Here is a 15588-nt window from a genome sequence, read left to right on the forward strand (position 1 = left end):
GATTTTTCATTATCCTTTGCCGTCCTTTCATCAGGCGTAAGTATGAAATATCGCTTTAATTCACTGATTATTATTAAAAAACTCGCGGAGAAGGATATCCCGTTAGGCGCAATCGTTGTCGCCGCAGATTAAGGTAGACTGTCTCATGAGTACGATTTCTCCCGATTCAGGCACGCTGACGGCCGCTCAGCCTGCCAAATGGAACAAAACCGACACCGTCTGGATGTTCGGTCTCTATGCGACTGCGGTGGGTGCCGGTACGTTGTTCTTGCCGATCAACGCCGGCCTGAACGGCCCGCTGGTGTTGCTGTTGATGGCGCTGTTCGCTTTCCCGCTGACCTATTTGCCGCACCGCGCGCTCAGCCGCTTCGTGCTTTCCGGCTCCAGCCGCGACGGCAACATTCACGATGTGGTGGTGGAACACTTCGGCGTGCTGGCCGGCAAAATCATCATGATGCTGTATCTGATGGCGTTCTTCCCGATCGTGCTGGTGTACAGCATTTCGATCACCAACGCGCTGGACAGCTTCCTGATCCATCAGTTCCACGTGGCCCCGCTGCCGCGCATCTGGCTGAGCCTGGCGGTGGTGGTGGTGCTCAATCTGGTGCTGCTGCGCGGCAAAGACAGCATCGTGGCGGCGATGGGCATGCTGGTGTTCCCACTGCTGGTGTTCCTGATGGGCATTTCGCTCTATCTGATGCCGAGCTGGAATACCGCCAACTTCGTGCACGGCCTGGCCGCCACCCGCTTCGACACGCCGGGGTTGTGGCATTCGCTGTGGCTGGCCGTGCCGGTGATGGTGTTCTCCTTCAGCCATGCGCCGATCATCTCTTCCTTCGCCTCGACCCAGAAGAGCCTGTACGGCGACAAGGCGGAACGCCGCTGCGCGCGCATCATGCGCTATAGCTATGTGCTGATCTGCGTTACCGTGCTGTTCTTCGTGTTCAGCTGCGTGCTGAGCCTGTCTCATGAAGACATGCTGCAGGCGAAAGAGCAGAACATCACGGTGCTGACTACGCTGGCCAACAAGTTCTCCAACCCGCTGATCGCCTACCTTGGCCCGGTGATGGCGATGCTGGCGATGGCCAAATCCTATCTCGGCACTTCGCTGGGGGTGACGGAAGGGGCGACCAGCCTGATCGACGGCGTCACGCGCGCGGTCGGCAAGCCGCTCAGCTCGCGCATGACGCACCGCATCTCGGCGGTGTCTCTGTTCCTGCTCACCTGGGCGGCGACGGTATGGAACCCCAGCGCGCTGCACATCATCGAAACCATCAGCGGCCCGCTGATTGCCGCCATCCTGTTCATTCTGCCGATGTACGCCGTGCGTGCGGTGCCGGCCATGCGCCAGTACCGCGCGGCGAGCAACGTCTTCGTGCTGGTGATGGGCCTGATTGCGCTGTCGGCGCTGATCTACGGCCTGATGTGATCCCCTGGGCGCGCCGCTTCCGGCGCGCCTCTTATCCTTCCTTTACACATCCCTTTGCAATTAATCGCCAGCATGCCGGGCGTTATCTTTGATAATGCAAGCCATTCTCATTAGTATTTTCTGAATGTATTCATGACTAAGGAGTTTTTCGTGCACCGTCGAATCATTTTGCCGGCGCTGGTTTGCGCCGCCTTGCTCGCCTCTCCGGCGATGGCCACCACTTATCCGCTGACGCTGACCGACACGTCCGGCCAGACGATCACCCTCCAGCAAGAGCCGAAACGCATCGTGGTGCAGGACGGGCGCGACATTCTCACGCTGGCGCTGCTCGATCGCGCCAATCCGTTCGGCCGGCTGGTGGCCTGGAATAACCTGCTGAAGAAAAGCGATGCGGCGACCTGGGATATCTTGCAGAGCAAATGGCCGGGGGCGAAAAACATCATCGATATGGGATTCAGCGATAAGGGTGAAGTGAACCTGGAGAGCGTGATCGCCAAGCGGCCCGATCTGATGATCGCCCAGCTGCGCTCCAAGCCTTCGCTGAGCCAAACCGGCGTGCTGGATAAGCTGAAGGCGCTGAACGTGCCGGTGCTGTTCATCGATACCATGCTCAAGCCGGTAGAAAACACGCCGAAAAGCGTGACGCTGCTGGGGGAAACCCTCAACCGCGAAAGCGAAGCCAAGCAATATACTGATTATTATCAGCAGCATTATCAGGCTATTCTGGCCAAAACGCAGGCGGTGGAGCCCAAACCGCTGGTGTTTTTTGAAGCCAAGGCTGGCCTGAATGGGCTGGAGTCCTGCTGCTTCACCCATGCGCACGTCGGCTGGGGGGCGCTGGTCGAGGCGGTCGGCGCGCGCAACATCGGCTCTGCGCTGTTGCCGGGCGCGACCGGCGACGTGGCGCTGGAAAAAGTGATCGCCATGAAACCGGACGCCTACATCCTTTCCGGCTCACAGTGGGCCAGCAAGACCAATGCCGCGGTGCCGTTCGGCTATGGCGTGACGCAGCAACAGGTGGATGAGGCTTTCAACCGCATGAAACAGCGCCCGGGCTTCGCGCAGGTGTCGGCGGTGAAAGAGGGGCGGTTCTACGGCATCTACCATAATTTCTACAACCATCCGTACAACATCGTGGGGCTGGAGTATCTGGCGAAGTTTATCTACCCGGCGCAGTTCCCGGATCTGGATCCGGCCAAGACCTACAGCGAGATCCTCAGCCGCTTTACCGAAGTGCCGGAAGGCAAGGGCATTTTGGGCGCGCAGGCGCCGATGGGGAAATAACGGCAACGGGCGCGACGATCGCGCCCGTTTTGTGTGATCAGGCGGCCGGCGTATAGGTGGAGATGATCTCCAGCACGCCGTTGATAATGAACTGTACCCCCATGCACACCAGCAGGAAGCCCATCAGGCGCGAGATTGCCTCGATGCCGCTTTTCCCCACCAGGCGCATGATGGCGCCGGAGCTGAGCAGGCAGCCCCACAGGATCACCGCGACCGTCAGGAAGATGGCGACCGGCGCTACGGCCAGCACCCAGGGTTCAAAACCCAGCGTGTTCGCTTTGACGCTCGACGCCGAGCTGATGATCATCGCGATGGTGCCCGGCCCGGCGGTGCTCGGCATGGCCAACGGCACGAAGGCGATGTTGGCCGATGTCTTGTGGCGCAGCTCGTGCGACTTGCTCTCCACCTCCGGCGCCTCATCGGCGCTTTGTTGCGGGAACAGCATGCGGAAACCGATGAAGGCGACGATTAGGCCGCCGGCGATGCGCAGGCCGGGGATCGAAATACCGAAAGTGTTCATCACCACCTGTCCGGCGTAAAACGCCACCGTCATGATGCAGAACACATAAACCGAGGCCATCAGCGACTGCTGATTGCGCTCTTCGCGCGTCATATTACCGGACAAGCCGAGCAGCAACGCCACCGTGGTCAGCGGGTTGGCCAGCGGCAACAGCAGCACCAAACCCAGTCCGATGGCCTGGAATAACTGCAAAATACCCGTCATAAAGTAGACTCCCTGTGCAACGTTCAGGCCGCCAGGCGGCGGCCTACGAGTTAAACAGCCTAGCCTGCCGCGTGCCTGGCGGCAATGGGGATAGCTCGTAACGTTAATTAACCGTCGGCCGGCGTTTCATCATTGCCGTTGCACTCGCCGGCGAGCTCAGGTTCATCCTCACATCCCAACGGGGCGTCGTTGACCGCAATCGCCCGCGGCGCCGAACGCGCACCAAAATGCATCAGCCTCTATAACGTCGTTAATACCGCGCCCCCATGATGAGCGCAGGCTGAAAAACGAGCGGCGCTCAGAAAAAATGCACAATTTTTGTGTTTTATGGCCTTTTTCGCCGCAATTGGCCGGTAAAGGCCGACGTTCAGCACCAATTGCTACACCCCGCAGGCTCAGCTGCCTACCATAGGCGCGCTTTAAAACGATAATGAGTTTGATTATGCAAGACGAGTTGAAACTTTTACTGGGGAAAATCAGCGCATTCGCGCTTTCCGCCGCCTTCATGGCGGCATTGGTCGGCCTGGTGTTTATCGATGTGCACTGGTTGCATAACTTCGTGCATGAAACCTCGCTGACCGAAGCGGCGCAGGAACTGTTGCTGCTCGCCATCGCCGGCGGTTTTTTCGCCGCGGCCTGGCGGCAGGCGGAACGCCGCTCCGCCTGGATGCTGGTCGGCGGCTTCTTTCTCTGCATGCTGATCCGCGAAATGGACTTCGCTTTCGATGCGTTGTGGCACGGCGCCTGGGTGTGGTTCGCGCTGGCGGTCACCTTGGTCTGTCTGTGCCATGCCGCCAGGCACATTGCGGCGACGATGCGCGGCCTGGCCGATTTCGTGACGCATCCCGGCTACGGCATGATGTGCGCCGGTCTGCTGTGCATTCTGGTGTTTTCACGCCTGTTCGGCATGAGCGCGCTGTGGCAAACGCTGATGTTGGACGGCTATAACCGGGTAGTGAAAAACATGGTGGAAGAGGGCTGCGAACTGCTGGGCTACGGCCTGTGCCTGCTGGCCACCCTCAGCTACATGAAGACCGTTTTTGCGCTGAATGAAGCGAAAGTGTGAGGGCGACGGCGCTTTATTTATCCGGAACAATTTTAGTGATACTATTCGCTTAGCCGAATGCGGCTGAGAAGGTATGCGTTCCATTCTGTATACCCAGTGAGGTTTCAATCTGGCAATTGTGGGCGAGATCTGAAACCTGGCTGACCAAACCCAAAATCCAATTTTCGTACTGCATGTGATCTGTCGTGTGGGTCACCACTGTAGATAAGGAATTATTAATGCCTGTTATTACTCTTCCTGACGGTAGTCAGCGTCATTTCGACCACCCCGTTTCCCCGATGGATGTCGCGCGCGATATCGGCCCTGGCCTGGCGAAAGCCTGTATTGCCGGCCGCGTCAACGGCGAACTGGTTGATGCCAGCGATCTGATCGAATCGGATGCGCAGCTGGCCATCATCACCATCAAAGACGAAGACGGTCTGGAAATCATGCGCCACTCCTGCGCGCACCTGCTGGGTCATGCGATCAAGCAGCTGTGGCCGGATACCAAAATGGCGATCGGTCCTGTTATCGACAACGGTTTCTATTATGACGTGGATATCGACCGCACCCTGACGCAGGAAGACCTGGATCTGCTGGAAAAGCGGATGCACGAGTTGGCCGATAAGGATTACGACGTCATCAAGAAGAAGGTCAGCTGGCAAGAAGCCCGCGACACCTTCGCTGAGCGCGGCGAAATTTATAAAGTGGCGATCCTGGATGAGAACATCAGCCATGACGATCGTCCTGGCCTGTATCACCACGAAGAATACATCGACATGTGCCGCGGCCCGCACGTGCCGAACATGCGTTTCTGCCACCATTTCAAGCTGCAGAAAACCTCCGGCGCTTACTGGCGCGGTGACAGCAAAAACAAAATGCTGCAGCGTATCTACGGCACCGCCTGGGCAGACAAGAAGCAGCTGAACGCCTACCTGCAACGCCTGGAAGAGGCGGCCAAGCGCGATCACCGCAAGATCGGCAAACAGCTCGATCTGTATCACATGCAGGAAGAAGCGCCGGGCATGGTGTTCTGGCACAACGACGGTTGGACTATCTTCCGCGAGCTGGAAGCCTTCGTGCGCATGAAGCTCAAAGAGTACCAGTACCAGGAAGTGAAAGGTCCGTTCATGATGGACCGCGTGCTGTGGGAAAAAACCGGCCACTGGGAAAACTACAAAGACGCCATGTTCACCACCGCGTCGGAAAACCGCGAATACTGCATCAAGCCGATGAACTGCCCGGGTCACGTGCAGATCTTCAACCAGGGCCTGAAGTCGTACCGCGATCTGCCGCTGCGCATGGGCGAATTCGGCAGCTGCCACCGCAACGAGCCTTCGGGTTCCCTGCACGGCCTGATGCGCGTGCGCGGCTTCACGCAGGATGACGCCCACATCTTCTGTACCGAAGAGCAGGTGCGCGCCGAAGTGAACGAATGCATTCGCATGGTCTATGACGTGTACGGTACTTTCGGCTTCGACAAGATCGCCGTCAAGCTGTCCACGCGTCCGGAAAAACGCATCGGCACCGACGACATGTGGACCCGTGCGGAAGAAGACCTGGCCGCCGCGTTGACCGAGAACGGCATTCCGTTCGAGTACCAGCCGGGCGAGGGCGCCTTCTACGGACCGAAAATTGAATTTACCCTGCATGATTGTTTGGATCGCGCATGGCAATGTGGTACCGTGCAGCTCGATTTCTTCTTGCCGGGCCGTTTGGGCGCTTCGTATGTTGGCGAAAACAACGATCGCGTCGTGCCGGTAATGATTCACCGCGCCATTTTGGGCTCCATGGAACGCTTCATCGGTATCCTTACCGAAGAATACGCCGGGTTCTACCCGACCTGGATCGCTCCGGTGCAGGTGGTGGTGATGAATATCACCGACAGCCAGTCTGATTACGTCCAGCAATTGACCAAAAAACTGCAGGATGCAGGTATTCGCGTGAAAGCGGACTTGAGAAATGAGAAGATTGGCTTTAAAATTCGCGAACATACTTTACGTCGAGTCCCTTACATGTTGGTGTGCGGCGACAAAGAGGTCGAAGCCGGCAAAGTTGCCGTTCGTACCCGCCGTGGCAAAGACCTGGGAAGCCTGGACGTAAACGAAGTCGTAGACAAGCTGCTGAAAGAGATTCGCAGCCGTAGTCTTCATCAACTGGAGGAATAAAGTATTAAAGGCGGAAAACGAGTTCAACCGGCGCGTCCTAATCGCATTAACAGAGAAATTCGCGCGCAAGAAGTTCGCCTAACCGGCGTCGATGGCGAGCAGATTGGTATTGTCAGTCTGAATGAAGCTCTTGAAAAAGCTGAGGAAGCGGGCGTTGATTTAGTAGAAATCAGCCCAAATGCCGAACCGCCAGTTTGCCGAATCATGGATTACGGCAAATTCCTCTACGAGAAGAGCAAGTCGACGAAAGAACAGAAGAAGAAGCAAAAAGTTATTCAGGTCAAGGAAATCAAATTCCGTCCTGGCACCGATGATGGCGACTATCAGGTCAAACTACGCAACCTGATTCGCTTTCTGGAAGATGGCGATAAAGCCAAAATCACCCTGCGTTTCCGTGGGCGTGAGATGGCGCACCAGCAGATCGGTATGGAAGTGCTTAACCGCGTCCGTAAAGACCTGTGTGAAGATATGGATCTGGCAGTGGTCGAATCCTTCCCTACGAAGATCGAAGGCCGCCAGATGATTATGGTGCTCGCTCCTAAGAAGAAACAGTAAGGCTTACAAGTAATGGAACCCGCGCGGCGCTTGCGCTGTGTGGGTTTTATTCGCCCAACTGATTCGTTGTTTAACAATGCGAAGTGGATTTAATTAAAATGCCAAAGATTAAAACTGTACGTGGTGCAGCCAAGCGCTTCAAAAAAACCGGCAGCGGTGGTTTTAAGCGTAAACATGCCAACCTGCGTCATATTCTGACCAAAAAAGCAACCAAGCGTAAACGTCACCTGCGTCCGAAAGGCATGGTGTCTAAAAACGATCTGGTCCTGGTTACCGCGTGCCTGCCGTACGCATAAGCCATTTTTTTTGAATTTAGAATAAGACTTTAGGAGAGAGCATATGGCTCGCGTAAAACGTGGTGTAATTGCACGCGCACGTCACAAGAAAATCATGAAGCAGGCGAAAGGTTACTACGGTGCCCGTTCGCGCGTATATCGTGTTGCCTTCCAGGCAGTAATCAAAGCAGGTCAGTATGCTTACCGTGACCGTCGTCAACGTAAGCGTCAGTTCCGTCAGCTGTGGATTGCACGTATCAACGCAGCTGCTCGTCAGAACGGTCTGTCTTACAGCAAGTTCATCAACGGCTTGAAAAAAGCCTCGATCGAAATTGACCGTAAGATCCTGGCTGACATCGCAGTCTTCGACAAAGTGGCCTTCGGCGCACTGGTTGAGAAAGCGAAAGCAGCTCTGGCGTAAGTCAGTTGAAGAGGGAGCTTGCTCCCTCTTTTAATCTTTGTTTTCAGCGACAAATATTGACTTTTATTGCCCGCCGCTATATCACTGGTGGACAATTATCGACAAGGTACCGCAATCATGCACGCAGCTATTTTTCGTTTCTTTTTTTACTTTAGCGCCTGATTTCAGGAGGCTTTGCGCGTAAGAAAAGAAACGAAAAGTAGCGCCTAAGCCTCCCTCGTGGAGGCTTTTTTGTTTTTGGCCATCGCCTTGCCTTGCACATTGCTGCGGCGAGGGTGGCAGACACTCAGTCGGCCCTGTGCCGCGCAGGTGAGTCGCTTGGCCGACAACGCATTGAAAAGTCTTTGAAGATTGCTCAAAGGCGTGTTCGAATAATAGATAACAATTACTTAGGGCCATTCCGGCCAGAGGAAGAGGAAAGCAATGCCACATCTCGCAGAGCTGGTTGCCAATGCCAAGGCAGCCGTAGAAGATGCCCAGGATGTTGCCGCGTTAGATTTGGTGCGCGTCGAATATTTTGGCAAGAAAGGTCATTTCACCTTGCAGATGCAGTCTCTGCGTGACGTACCGGCGGAAGACCGTCCGGCGGCCGGCGCGGTGATCAACCAGGCCAAGCAAGAAGTGCAGGACGCCCTGAACGCGCGTAAGAACGCGCTGGAAAGCGCCGCGCTGAACGCGCGCCTGGCAGCTGAAACCATCGACGTCTCCCTGCCGGGCCGTCGCATGGAGAACGGCGGCCTGCATCCGGTGACCCGCACCATCGACCGTATCGAAACCTTCTTCGGCGAGTTGGGCTTTTCCGTTGCCACCGGCCCGGAGATTGAAGACGATTACCATAATTTCGACGCGCTGAACATTCCAGGGCATCACCCGGCGCGCGCCGACCACGATACCTTCTGGTTCGACGCCACACGCCTGCTGCGCACCCAGACTTCCGGCGTACAGATCCGCACCATGAAGAACCAACAGCCGCCGATCCGTATCATTGCGCCGGGCCGCGTTTACCGTAACGACTACGATCAGACTCACACCCCGATGTTCCACCAGATGGAAGGGCTGATCGTCGATAAAGACATCAGCTTCACCAACCTGAAGGGCACGCTGCACGATTTCCTGAACAACTTCTTTGAAGAAGACCTGCAGGTCCGTTTCCGTCCGTCCTACTTCCCATTCACCGAGCCGTCCGCTGAAGTGGACGTGATGGGCAAGAACGGCAAGTGGCTGGAAGTGCTGGGCTGCGGCATGGTGCATCCGAACGTGCTGCGCAACGTCGGCATCGATCCGGAAGTTTACTCCGGCTTCGCCTTCGGCATGGGCATGGAGCGCCTGACGATGCTGCGTTACGGCGTCACCGACCTGCGCGCATTCTTCGAAAACGATCTGCGTTTCCTCAAACAGTTTAAGTAAGGCGGGAATATCACATGAAATTCAGTGAACTCTGGTTGCGCGAGTGGGTAAACCCGGCCATCAGCAGCGAAGCATTATCCGATCAAATCACCATGGCCGGCCTGGAAGTGGACGGCGTGGATCCGGTTGCCGGCGCGTTTAACGGCGTTGTGGTGGGGGAAGTGGTCGAGTGCGGTCAGCACCCGAACGCCGACAAACTGCGCGTCACCAAGGTCAACGTCGGCGGCGACCGCTTGCTCGACATCGTTTGCGGCGCGCCGAACTGCCGTACCGGCCTGAAAGTGGCGGTCGCCACTGTGGGCGCGGTGCTGCCGGGCGATTTCAAAATCAAAGCCGCCAAGCTGCGCGGCGAGCCTTCGGAAGGCATGCTGTGCTCGTTCTCCGAGCTGGGCATTTCCGACGATCATGACGGCATCATCGAGTTGCCGCTGGATGCGCCGATCGGCACCGACATCCGTGACTACCTGAAACTGAACGACAATACCATCGAGATCAGCGTTACCCCGAACCGCGCCGACTGCCTGGGTATCATCGGCGTTGCGCGGGACGTGGGCGTACTGAACCAGGTGGCGCTGACCGAGCCGGATATGAGCCCGGTGGCTGCCACCATCGACGCCACGCTGCCGATCCGCGTTGACGCGCCGCAGGCGTGCCCGCGCTATCTGGGCCGCGTGGTGAAAGGCATCGACGTCAAGGCGCCAAGCCCGCTGTGGATGCGTGAAAAACTGCGTCGTTGCGGTATCCGTTCTATCGATGCCGTCGTCGACGTCACCAACTATGTGCTGTTGGAACTTGGCCAGCCGATGCACGCCTTCGATCTGAGCCGCATCGACGGCGGCATCGTGGTGCGCATGGCGGAAGAAGGGGAAACCTTGACGCTGCTGGACGGTAACGAAGCCAAACTGAACGCCGACACCTTAGTGATCGCCGATCATCAAAAAGCGTTGGCGATGGGCGGCATCTTCGGCGGCGAGCATTCCGGCGTCAACGGGGAAACTCAGGACGTGCTGCTTGAGTGCGCTTTCTTCAGCCCGCTGTCGATCACCGGCCGCGCGCGCCGTCACGGCCTGCACACCGACGCTTCTCACCGCTATGAGCGCGGCGTCGATCCGGCGCTGCAGTACAAAGCGATGGAGCGCGCCACGCGCCTGCTGCTCGACATCTGCGGCGGCCAGGCCGGCCCGATTATCGACGTGACCCACGAGAACGAACTGCCGAAGCGCGCCACCATCACGCTGCGCCGCGAGAAACTGGATCGCCTGATCGGCCACGTGGTGCCAAGTGAGCAGGTCAGCGACATTCTGCGCCGCCTGGGTTGCCAGGTGACCGAGCAGGGCGACAGCTGGCAAGCGGTCGCGCCAAGCTGGCGTTTCGATATGGAGATCGAAGAGGATCTGGTGGAAGAAGTGGCGCGCGTCTACGGCTACGACAACATCCCGGATGTGCCGGTGCGCGCCGATCTGGTGATGACCCAGCATCGCGAAGCCGATCTGACGCTGAAGCGCGTGAAGACCATGCTGGTCGATCACGGTTATCAGGAAGCGATCACCTACAGCTTCGTCGATCCGAAGGTGCAGGCGTTGTTGCACCCGAATGAAGAAGCGCTGATCCTGCCAAGCCCGATTTCGGTAGAAATGTCGGCGATGCGTCTGTCGCTGTGGACCGGCCTGCTGTCTGCGGTGGTATATAACCAGAACCGCCAGCAGACGCGTTTGCGTCTGTTCGAAAGCGGCCTGCGCTTTGTGCCTGATAGTGCGGCAGATCTGGGTATCCGTCAGGATGTCATGCTGGCGGGCGTGATCGCCGGCCATACGCACGATGAACATTGGGATCTGGCGCGCAAGCCCGTCGACTTCTATGATTTAAAAGGGGATCTGGAGTCCGTCCTCGAGCTGACCGGTAAATTATCCGAAATTCAGTTCCGGGCGGAAGCCAATCCGGCCCTGCATCCAGGGCAAAGTGCGGCGATTTATTTGCACGGCGAACGCGTAGGTTTCATCGGTGTGGTTCACCCGGAACTTGAACGTAAACTGGATCTTAACGGCCGCACCGTGGTGTTTGAACTGGAGTGGAACAAGCTTGCGAGCCGCGCCGTGCCTCAGGCGCGGGAGATTTCGCGCTTCCCGGCAAACCGCCGTGATATCGCCATTGTGGTGGCTGAAAACGTCCCCGCAGAAGATATTTTGGCCGAGTGTAAGAAAGTTGGCGCAAATCAGGTAGTTGGCGTAAACTTGTTTGACGTGTACCGTGGCAAGGGCGTGGCAGAAGGTGACAAGAGCCTGGCTATCAGTCTGGTATTGCAGGATACCGCTCGTACACTGGAAGAAGAGGAGATAGCCGCTACCGTTGCAAAATGCGTAGAGGCTCTAAAACAGCGATTCCAAGCATCCTTGAGGGATTGAACCTATGGCGCTTACTAAAGCTGAAATGTCAGAACACCTGTTTGAGAAGCTTGGGCTTAGCAAACGGGACGCCAAAGACCTGGTGGAACTGTTCTTTGAAGAGGTCCGTCGGGCTCTTGAGAATGGCGAACAGGTAAAACTGTCGGGTTTTGGCAACTTTGATCTGCGTGACAAGAACCAACGTCCGGGGCGTAACCCGAAGACCGGCGAAGACATTCCGATTACGGCGCGCCGTGTGGTGACCTTCCGTCCGGGGCAGAAGCTGAAAAGCCGGGTAGAAAACGCCAGCCCGAAAGGGTGAGTGACGTGACATCAAAAAAGGCCGCTTGCGCGGCCTTTTTCTTTTCTGAGACAAAATTCAGTTTATTCCTAATGGGCAATGCATGAATTAAAATTATTCATTAAATCACCTCGGCGAAAATTTATTTAATCTCAATTACGGAGTATTCTTATATCTTGTTTTGTGTGGTGAGTGGCCATATTTGTTGTTTCAATAACGGCCGTAATAATGGCCAGGGCCGTCGCCGCGGTGGCCACCGCCCCCGTGCGGGCCCCAGCAGCAGGCGCTCAGGGTTGAGGCCAAGGCTACAACGGTCAGCAGCATACCGATACGTTTAATCATCTTATAATCCTCCGGTGGAAATCCATTTAACTATAATTGCCGCGCCGCTTGAGAGACGTCAGTTATTCGTTAAATCTTGTCAGTGGTTATGATAATTAAAGGTGGCGGCAAACAGTGTAGGGATTGTGTAAGGCCGTCGAAAACAATCTGAAAATAGGCATCGGTGAGATAGTCGTTAAATAAGCACGCTGATATAACCATTGCAGCAAGAAAATAGAGTGAGAAGGTGAAATGAAAAAGATCCTGTTGCTGGTGTGTTTCCCGCTGTTGCTGCCGCTGGCGGCGAAGGCCGATGTCTCCGTCGATATCAACGTGCCGGGCGTTTCTCTGCATCTGGGGGATCAGGACCGTCGCGGCTACTACTGGGATGGCTACGACTGGCGTCCACCGCAGTGGTGGCATGCGCACCAGGGCCGCGGCCTGGGTGAGCGCAACGCGCGCGGTATGTACTGGGACGGCGGACGCTGGCAACCTTCGCCGCCGCGTGGCTATGAGCATCGTGGGCCGGAACGCAGCGGCAATCCATTCCACGGCGATCGCGATAGTCGCGACCACGACCGCCGTCATGACGATCGCGGTGACCATGACCGCCGCGATGGCGGCCGCGGCCAACCTTATCCACCGGGCAACTCCGGCCCGCATCGTTAATCCCTGAGTTTATCGGCGGCTGGTTTTGCCATCATTGTTGCGATGACGGGCAAGGCCAGCCGCTGCTTTCCTGAGCCACTATCCACGCAAGACTTCCCCTTGCGGCGTTAACCCCCTAATATTCGACTCAAACGTCAATTATCCGGCCACGACAGCGGCCGGCAGGGAACCGCCGCGCCATGCCAACCAGCCGTACCTTCACCTTACTGTTGCAACATCAACGCTACCGCGATAAACGCCAGCTCAGTCTGTTGGCGCTGGGCGTGGCGGTGGCGTTGCTGGTCAGCCTTTGCGCCGGCGACCAATGGATATGGCCGTCAGCGTGGTTCAGCGATCGAGCGCAACTGTTTGTTTGGCAACTGCGTTTGCCGCGCGCGCTGGCGGTGATGCTGGTCGGCGCCGCCCTGGCGGTAGCGGGGGCGGTGATGCAGGCGCTGTTTGAAAATCCTCTGGCGGAGCCCGGTCTGCTGGGCGTCGCTAACGGCGCCGGCGTAGCGCTGGTGCTGACGGTGTTGTTGGGGCACGGTTTGTTGCCGGTGGCGCTGATGAGCGCCGCCGCGATAGCCGGTGCGCTGGCGATGACCTTCTTGCTGCTGGGCTTCGCTCGCCGGCGACGTCTGACCAATGCACGGCTGTTGCTGGTCGGCGTGGCGCTGGGCATCGTGTGCAGCGCGCTGATGACCTGGGCGGTCTATTTCAGCACCAGCCTCGATCTGCGGCAGCTGATGTACTGGATGATGGGCGGTTTCGGCGGCGTCGACTGGCGCCAAAAGTGGCTGGTGCTGGCGCTGCTGCCGGTGTTGCTGTGGCTGTGTGGCCAGGGTCGAGTGCTCAACCTGATGGCGCTGGGCGAGGTGCAGGCGCGCCAGCTCGGGCTGTCGCTGCATGTGTGGCGTAACCTGCTGGTGCTGGCGATCGGCTGGCTGGTTGGCGTCAGCGTGGCGCTCGCCGGGGTGATCGGCTTCGTTGGGCTGGTGATCCCGCATATTTTGCGGCTCACCGGCCTGACGGACCAGCGCTATCTGCTGCCGGCCTGCGCGCTGGCGGGGGCCGGGGTGTTGCTGGTGGCCGATGTGATCGCCCGCGTTGCGCTGCTGGCGGCCGAGCTGCCGATCGGCGTGGTGACAGCCACGCTGGGGGCGCCGCTATTTATCTGGTTACTGACCCGGACAAAAGGCGTAAGGTAGTTTTCTTCATTCACCTGCCATTAAAAAACCAAAGGATGACAACCGATGAGCAAGCCAATCGACAACCTGCCGTTACAAACCATCGAAAATCAGACGATCACGCTGGGTGCCTATCAGGGCAAGGTGCTGCTGGTGGTCAACGTGGCCTCGGAGTGCGGCCTGACCAAGCAGTACGAAGGGCTGGAAGCGCTGTACGAAACCTATCGCGAGCGGGGGCTGGAAGTGCTGGGGTTCCCGTCCAATGAATTCCTGGGCCAGGAGCCGGGCAGCAACGAAGAGATCCTGGCGTTTTGCCGCGGCACCTTCGGCGTGCAATTCCCAATGTTTGCCAAGATTGAGGTGAACGGCGAACACCGTCATCCGCTGTACCAAGCGTTGATTGCCGCACAGCCGGAGGCCGTCGCGCCGGAAGGCAGCGAGTTCCTGGCGCGGATGACCAGCAAAGGGCGTGCGCCGAAGCATCCCGGCGATATTCTGTGGAACTTCGAGAAATTCCTTATCGCGCGCGACGGCACGGTGATCCAGCGCTTCTCGCCTGACACCACACCTGAGGATCCGGCGCTGGTGGCGGCGGTGAAACAAGCGCTGGCAGGATAATACGGATGCTGCAACTCGTTGAGGTTGGGGTGGCGGGGCGCCTGGCGCCTTTTTCGGCACAGATTGACGGCGGGTTGCAGGTTCACCTGATCGGCCCAAATGGCGCAGGGAAGAGTACCCTGCTGGCGCGGGTGGCGGGCATGCTGCCGGGGCGGGGCGAAGTCTGCCTGGACGGATGCGCGCTCTCCGACTATCCGGGGAGCGAGCTGGCGCGCCGACGCGGTTATCTCAGCCAGCAACAGCCGCCGGTGTCGCTGATGCCGGTGTTTCAGTATTTGGCGTTGCACCGGCCTGCCGGCGCGGCGCAAACCGAGGTGGAACACACCATCCTCTATCTGTGCCAGCGGTTGAAGCTGGTGGATAAACTGTCACGCATGCTGACACAGCTTTCCGGTGGAGAATGGCAACGGGTGCGGCTGGCGGCGGTATTGCTGCAGGTGTGGCCCAGCGTTAACCCGCACAGCCGATTGTTGTTGCTGGATGAACCAACCAATAGCCTGGATGTGGCGCAAAAGGTCGCGCTGGATCGCCTGCTGCGCGAATTCTGCCAAAGTGGGCGCAGCGCGCTGGTGTGCGCACACGATCTGAATCATACCCTGCAGCAGGCCGATCGGGTTTGGTTGCTGCACGCTGGGCAGATGGTCGCGCAGGGCATCACCCGTGAGGTGATGGCGCCCGCACTGTTGTCGCAGATTTATGAAGTGGATTTCCACCTGCAATGGGTGGGGAACCAGCGTTGGATCATGACCCGCACGGCTTAATTCGCCCTGGGGTATAAATATAAACGAAAACTAAACGTACTGAATATAAATAGCCGGGTAATC

17 protein-coding genes and 1 other annotated feature are annotated in these 15588 nt (G+C 57.8%); of the genes, 15 read left to right on the forward strand and 2 right to left on the reverse strand.

Features of this window, described 5'->3' with window-relative positions; translation table 11 throughout:
* Positions 1 to 145: 145 nt before the first annotated feature.
* Entirely contained in the window at positions 146 to 1429 is a 1284-nt protein-coding gene (locus tag ACJ8PN_RS06540) for an HAAAP family serine/threonine permease (RefSeq protein WP_171453889.1), read from the forward strand.
* Between the two features lie 150 nt (positions 1430 to 1579).
* A complete protein-coding gene (locus tag ACJ8PN_RS06545) occupies positions 1580 to 2713 on the forward strand; it encodes an ABC transporter substrate-binding protein (protein WP_442534730.1) in 1134 nt (377 codons plus the stop codon).
* 37 nt (positions 2714 to 2750) lie between these two features.
* On the opposite strand, the gene ACJ8PN_RS06550 is transcribed toward ACJ8PN_RS06545, so the two are convergent.
* Positions 2751 to 3437, reverse strand: coding sequence for a MarC family NAAT transporter (locus ACJ8PN_RS06550; protein WP_004931428.1), 687 nt, complete (start codon positions 3435 to 3437; stop codon positions 2751 to 2753).
* 442 nt (positions 3438 to 3879) lie between these two features.
* On the opposite strand from ACJ8PN_RS06550, the gene ACJ8PN_RS06555 reads away from it, so the two are divergent.
* From ACJ8PN_RS06555 to ihfA, 9 genes are all read left to right on the forward strand, one after another.
* Entirely contained in the window at positions 3880 to 4503 is a 624-nt protein-coding gene (locus ACJ8PN_RS06555; RefSeq protein ID WP_351107716.1) for a hypothetical protein, read from the forward strand.
* Between the two features lie 218 nt (positions 4504 to 4721).
* The gene (gene thrS / locus ACJ8PN_RS06560; RefSeq protein WP_015377696.1) at positions 4722 to 6650 is read left to right on the forward strand and encodes a threonine--tRNA ligase; all 1929 of its coding nucleotides are present in this window, start codon (positions 4722 to 4724) and stop codon (positions 6648 to 6650) included.
* Between the two features lie 3 nt (positions 6651 to 6653).
* Complete coding sequence (gene infC, locus ACJ8PN_RS06565; protein WP_048233542.1) at positions 6654 to 7205, forward strand: translation initiation factor IF-3; 552 nt, start codon at positions 6654 to 6656, stop codon at positions 7203 to 7205.
* A 98-nt stretch (positions 7206 to 7303) separates the two neighbouring features.
* Entirely contained in the window at positions 7304 to 7501 is a 198-nt protein-coding gene (rpmI, locus tag ACJ8PN_RS06570; RefSeq protein WP_004931418.1) for a 50S ribosomal protein L35, read from the forward strand.
* Positions 7502 to 7544: 43 nt separating this feature from the next.
* On the forward strand, positions 7545 to 7901 hold the full coding sequence (rplT, locus tag ACJ8PN_RS06575) for a 50S ribosomal protein L20 (RefSeq protein ID WP_004931417.1): 357 nt from the start codon (positions 7545 to 7547) through the stop codon (positions 7899 to 7901).
* 113 nt (positions 7902 to 8014) lie between these two features.
* Positions 8015 to 8137: a sequence feature (Phe leader region), on the forward strand.
* Positions 8019 to 8063: a pheST operon leader peptide PheM gene (gene pheM, locus ACJ8PN_RS06580; RefSeq protein WP_121626058.1), complete on the forward strand. Its 45-nt coding sequence runs from the start codon at positions 8019 to 8021 to the stop codon at positions 8061 to 8063. Its footprint overlaps the feature before it by 45 nt.
* A gap of 187 nt (positions 8138 to 8324) precedes the next feature.
* Positions 8325 to 9308, forward strand: a complete 984-nt coding sequence (pheS, locus tag ACJ8PN_RS06585; RefSeq protein WP_004931416.1) for a phenylalanine--tRNA ligase subunit alpha — start codon at positions 8325 to 8327, stop codon at positions 9306 to 9308.
* Positions 9309 to 9322: 14 nt separating this feature from the next.
* The gene (gene pheT / locus ACJ8PN_RS06590; protein WP_016927965.1) at positions 9323 to 11710 is read left to right on the forward strand and encodes a phenylalanine--tRNA ligase subunit beta; all 2388 of its coding nucleotides are present in this window, start codon (positions 9323 to 9325) and stop codon (positions 11708 to 11710) included.
* A 4-nt stretch (positions 11711 to 11714) separates the two neighbouring features.
* Entirely contained in the window at positions 11715 to 12011 is a 297-nt protein-coding gene (gene ihfA / locus ACJ8PN_RS06595) for an integration host factor subunit alpha (protein ID WP_004931414.1), read from the forward strand.
* Between the two features lie 189 nt (positions 12012 to 12200).
* On the opposite strand, the gene ACJ8PN_RS06600 is transcribed toward ihfA, so the two are convergent.
* Complete coding sequence (locus ACJ8PN_RS06600) at positions 12201 to 12332, reverse strand: hypothetical protein (RefSeq protein WP_015377698.1); 132 nt, start codon at positions 12330 to 12332, stop codon at positions 12201 to 12203.
* A gap of 231 nt (positions 12333 to 12563) precedes the next feature.
* Here ACJ8PN_RS06600 and ACJ8PN_RS06605 point away from each other — a divergent pair, with 231 nt between their 5' ends.
* From ACJ8PN_RS06605 to btuD, 4 genes are all read left to right on the forward strand, one after another.
* Complete coding sequence (locus ACJ8PN_RS06605; protein WP_171453896.1) at positions 12564 to 12980, forward strand: DUF2502 domain-containing protein; 417 nt, start codon at positions 12564 to 12566, stop codon at positions 12978 to 12980.
* A 179-nt stretch (positions 12981 to 13159) separates the two neighbouring features.
* Positions 13160 to 14167, forward strand: a complete 1008-nt coding sequence (btuC, locus tag ACJ8PN_RS06610) for a vitamin B12 ABC transporter permease BtuC (protein WP_411261328.1) — start codon at positions 13160 to 13162, stop codon at positions 14165 to 14167.
* A gap of 45 nt (positions 14168 to 14212) precedes the next feature.
* Complete coding sequence (locus ACJ8PN_RS06615; protein ID WP_442534731.1) at positions 14213 to 14764, forward strand: glutathione peroxidase; 552 nt, start codon at positions 14213 to 14215, stop codon at positions 14762 to 14764.
* A 5-nt stretch (positions 14765 to 14769) separates the two neighbouring features.
* Positions 14770 to 15525, forward strand: a complete 756-nt coding sequence (btuD, locus tag ACJ8PN_RS06620; RefSeq protein WP_171453897.1) for a vitamin B12 ABC transporter ATP-binding protein BtuD — start codon at positions 14770 to 14772, stop codon at positions 15523 to 15525.
* Positions 15526 to 15588: the final 63 nt, after the last annotated feature.

It is taken from the genome of Serratia sp. CY76391, assembly GCF_052166695.1.
Lineage (GTDB): Bacteria > Pseudomonadota > Gammaproteobacteria > Enterobacterales > Enterobacteriaceae > Serratia > Serratia nematodiphila.

Bases quoted from the DNA above. Each gene is read 5' to 3' on its own strand.
- ACJ8PN_RS06540 (WP_171453889.1), top strand. From the start codon at position 146: ATGAGTACGATTTCTCCCGATTCAGGCACGCTGACGGCCGCTCAGCCT.
- ACJ8PN_RS06550 (WP_004931428.1), bottom strand. From the start codon at position 3,437: ATGACGGGTATTTTGCAGTTATTCCAGGCCATCGGACTGGGTTTGGTG.
- ACJ8PN_RS06555 (WP_351107716.1), top strand. From the start codon at position 3,880: ATGCAAGACGAGTTGAAACTTTTACTGGGGAAAATCAGCGCATTCGCG.
- thrS (WP_015377696.1), top strand. From the start codon at position 4,722: ATGCCTGTTATTACTCTTCCTGACGGTAGTCAGCGTCATTTCGACCAC.
- rpmI (WP_004931418.1), top strand. From the start codon at position 7,304: ATGCCAAAGATTAAAACTGTACGTGGTGCAGCCAAGCGCTTCAAAAAA.
- rplT (WP_004931417.1), top strand. From the start codon at position 7,545: ATGGCTCGCGTAAAACGTGGTGTAATTGCACGCGCACGTCACAAGAAA.
- pheS (WP_004931416.1), top strand. From the start codon at position 8,325: ATGCCACATCTCGCAGAGCTGGTTGCCAATGCCAAGGCAGCCGTAGAA.
- pheT (WP_016927965.1), top strand. From the start codon at position 9,323: ATGAAATTCAGTGAACTCTGGTTGCGCGAGTGGGTAAACCCGGCCATC.
- ihfA (WP_004931414.1), top strand. From the start codon at position 11,715: ATGGCGCTTACTAAAGCTGAAATGTCAGAACACCTGTTTGAGAAGCTT.
- ACJ8PN_RS06600 (WP_015377698.1), bottom strand. From the start codon at position 12,332: ATGATTAAACGTATCGGTATGCTGCTGACCGTTGTAGCCTTGGCCTCA.
- ACJ8PN_RS06605 (WP_171453896.1), top strand. From the start codon at position 12,564: ATGAAAAAGATCCTGTTGCTGGTGTGTTTCCCGCTGTTGCTGCCGCTG.
- btuC (WP_411261328.1), top strand. From the start codon at position 13,160: ATGCCAACCAGCCGTACCTTCACCTTACTGTTGCAACATCAACGCTAC.
- ACJ8PN_RS06615 (WP_442534731.1), top strand. From the start codon at position 14,213: ATGAGCAAGCCAATCGACAACCTGCCGTTACAAACCATCGAAAATCAG.
- btuD (WP_171453897.1), top strand. From the start codon at position 14,770: ATGCTGCAACTCGTTGAGGTTGGGGTGGCGGGGCGCCTGGCGCCTTTT.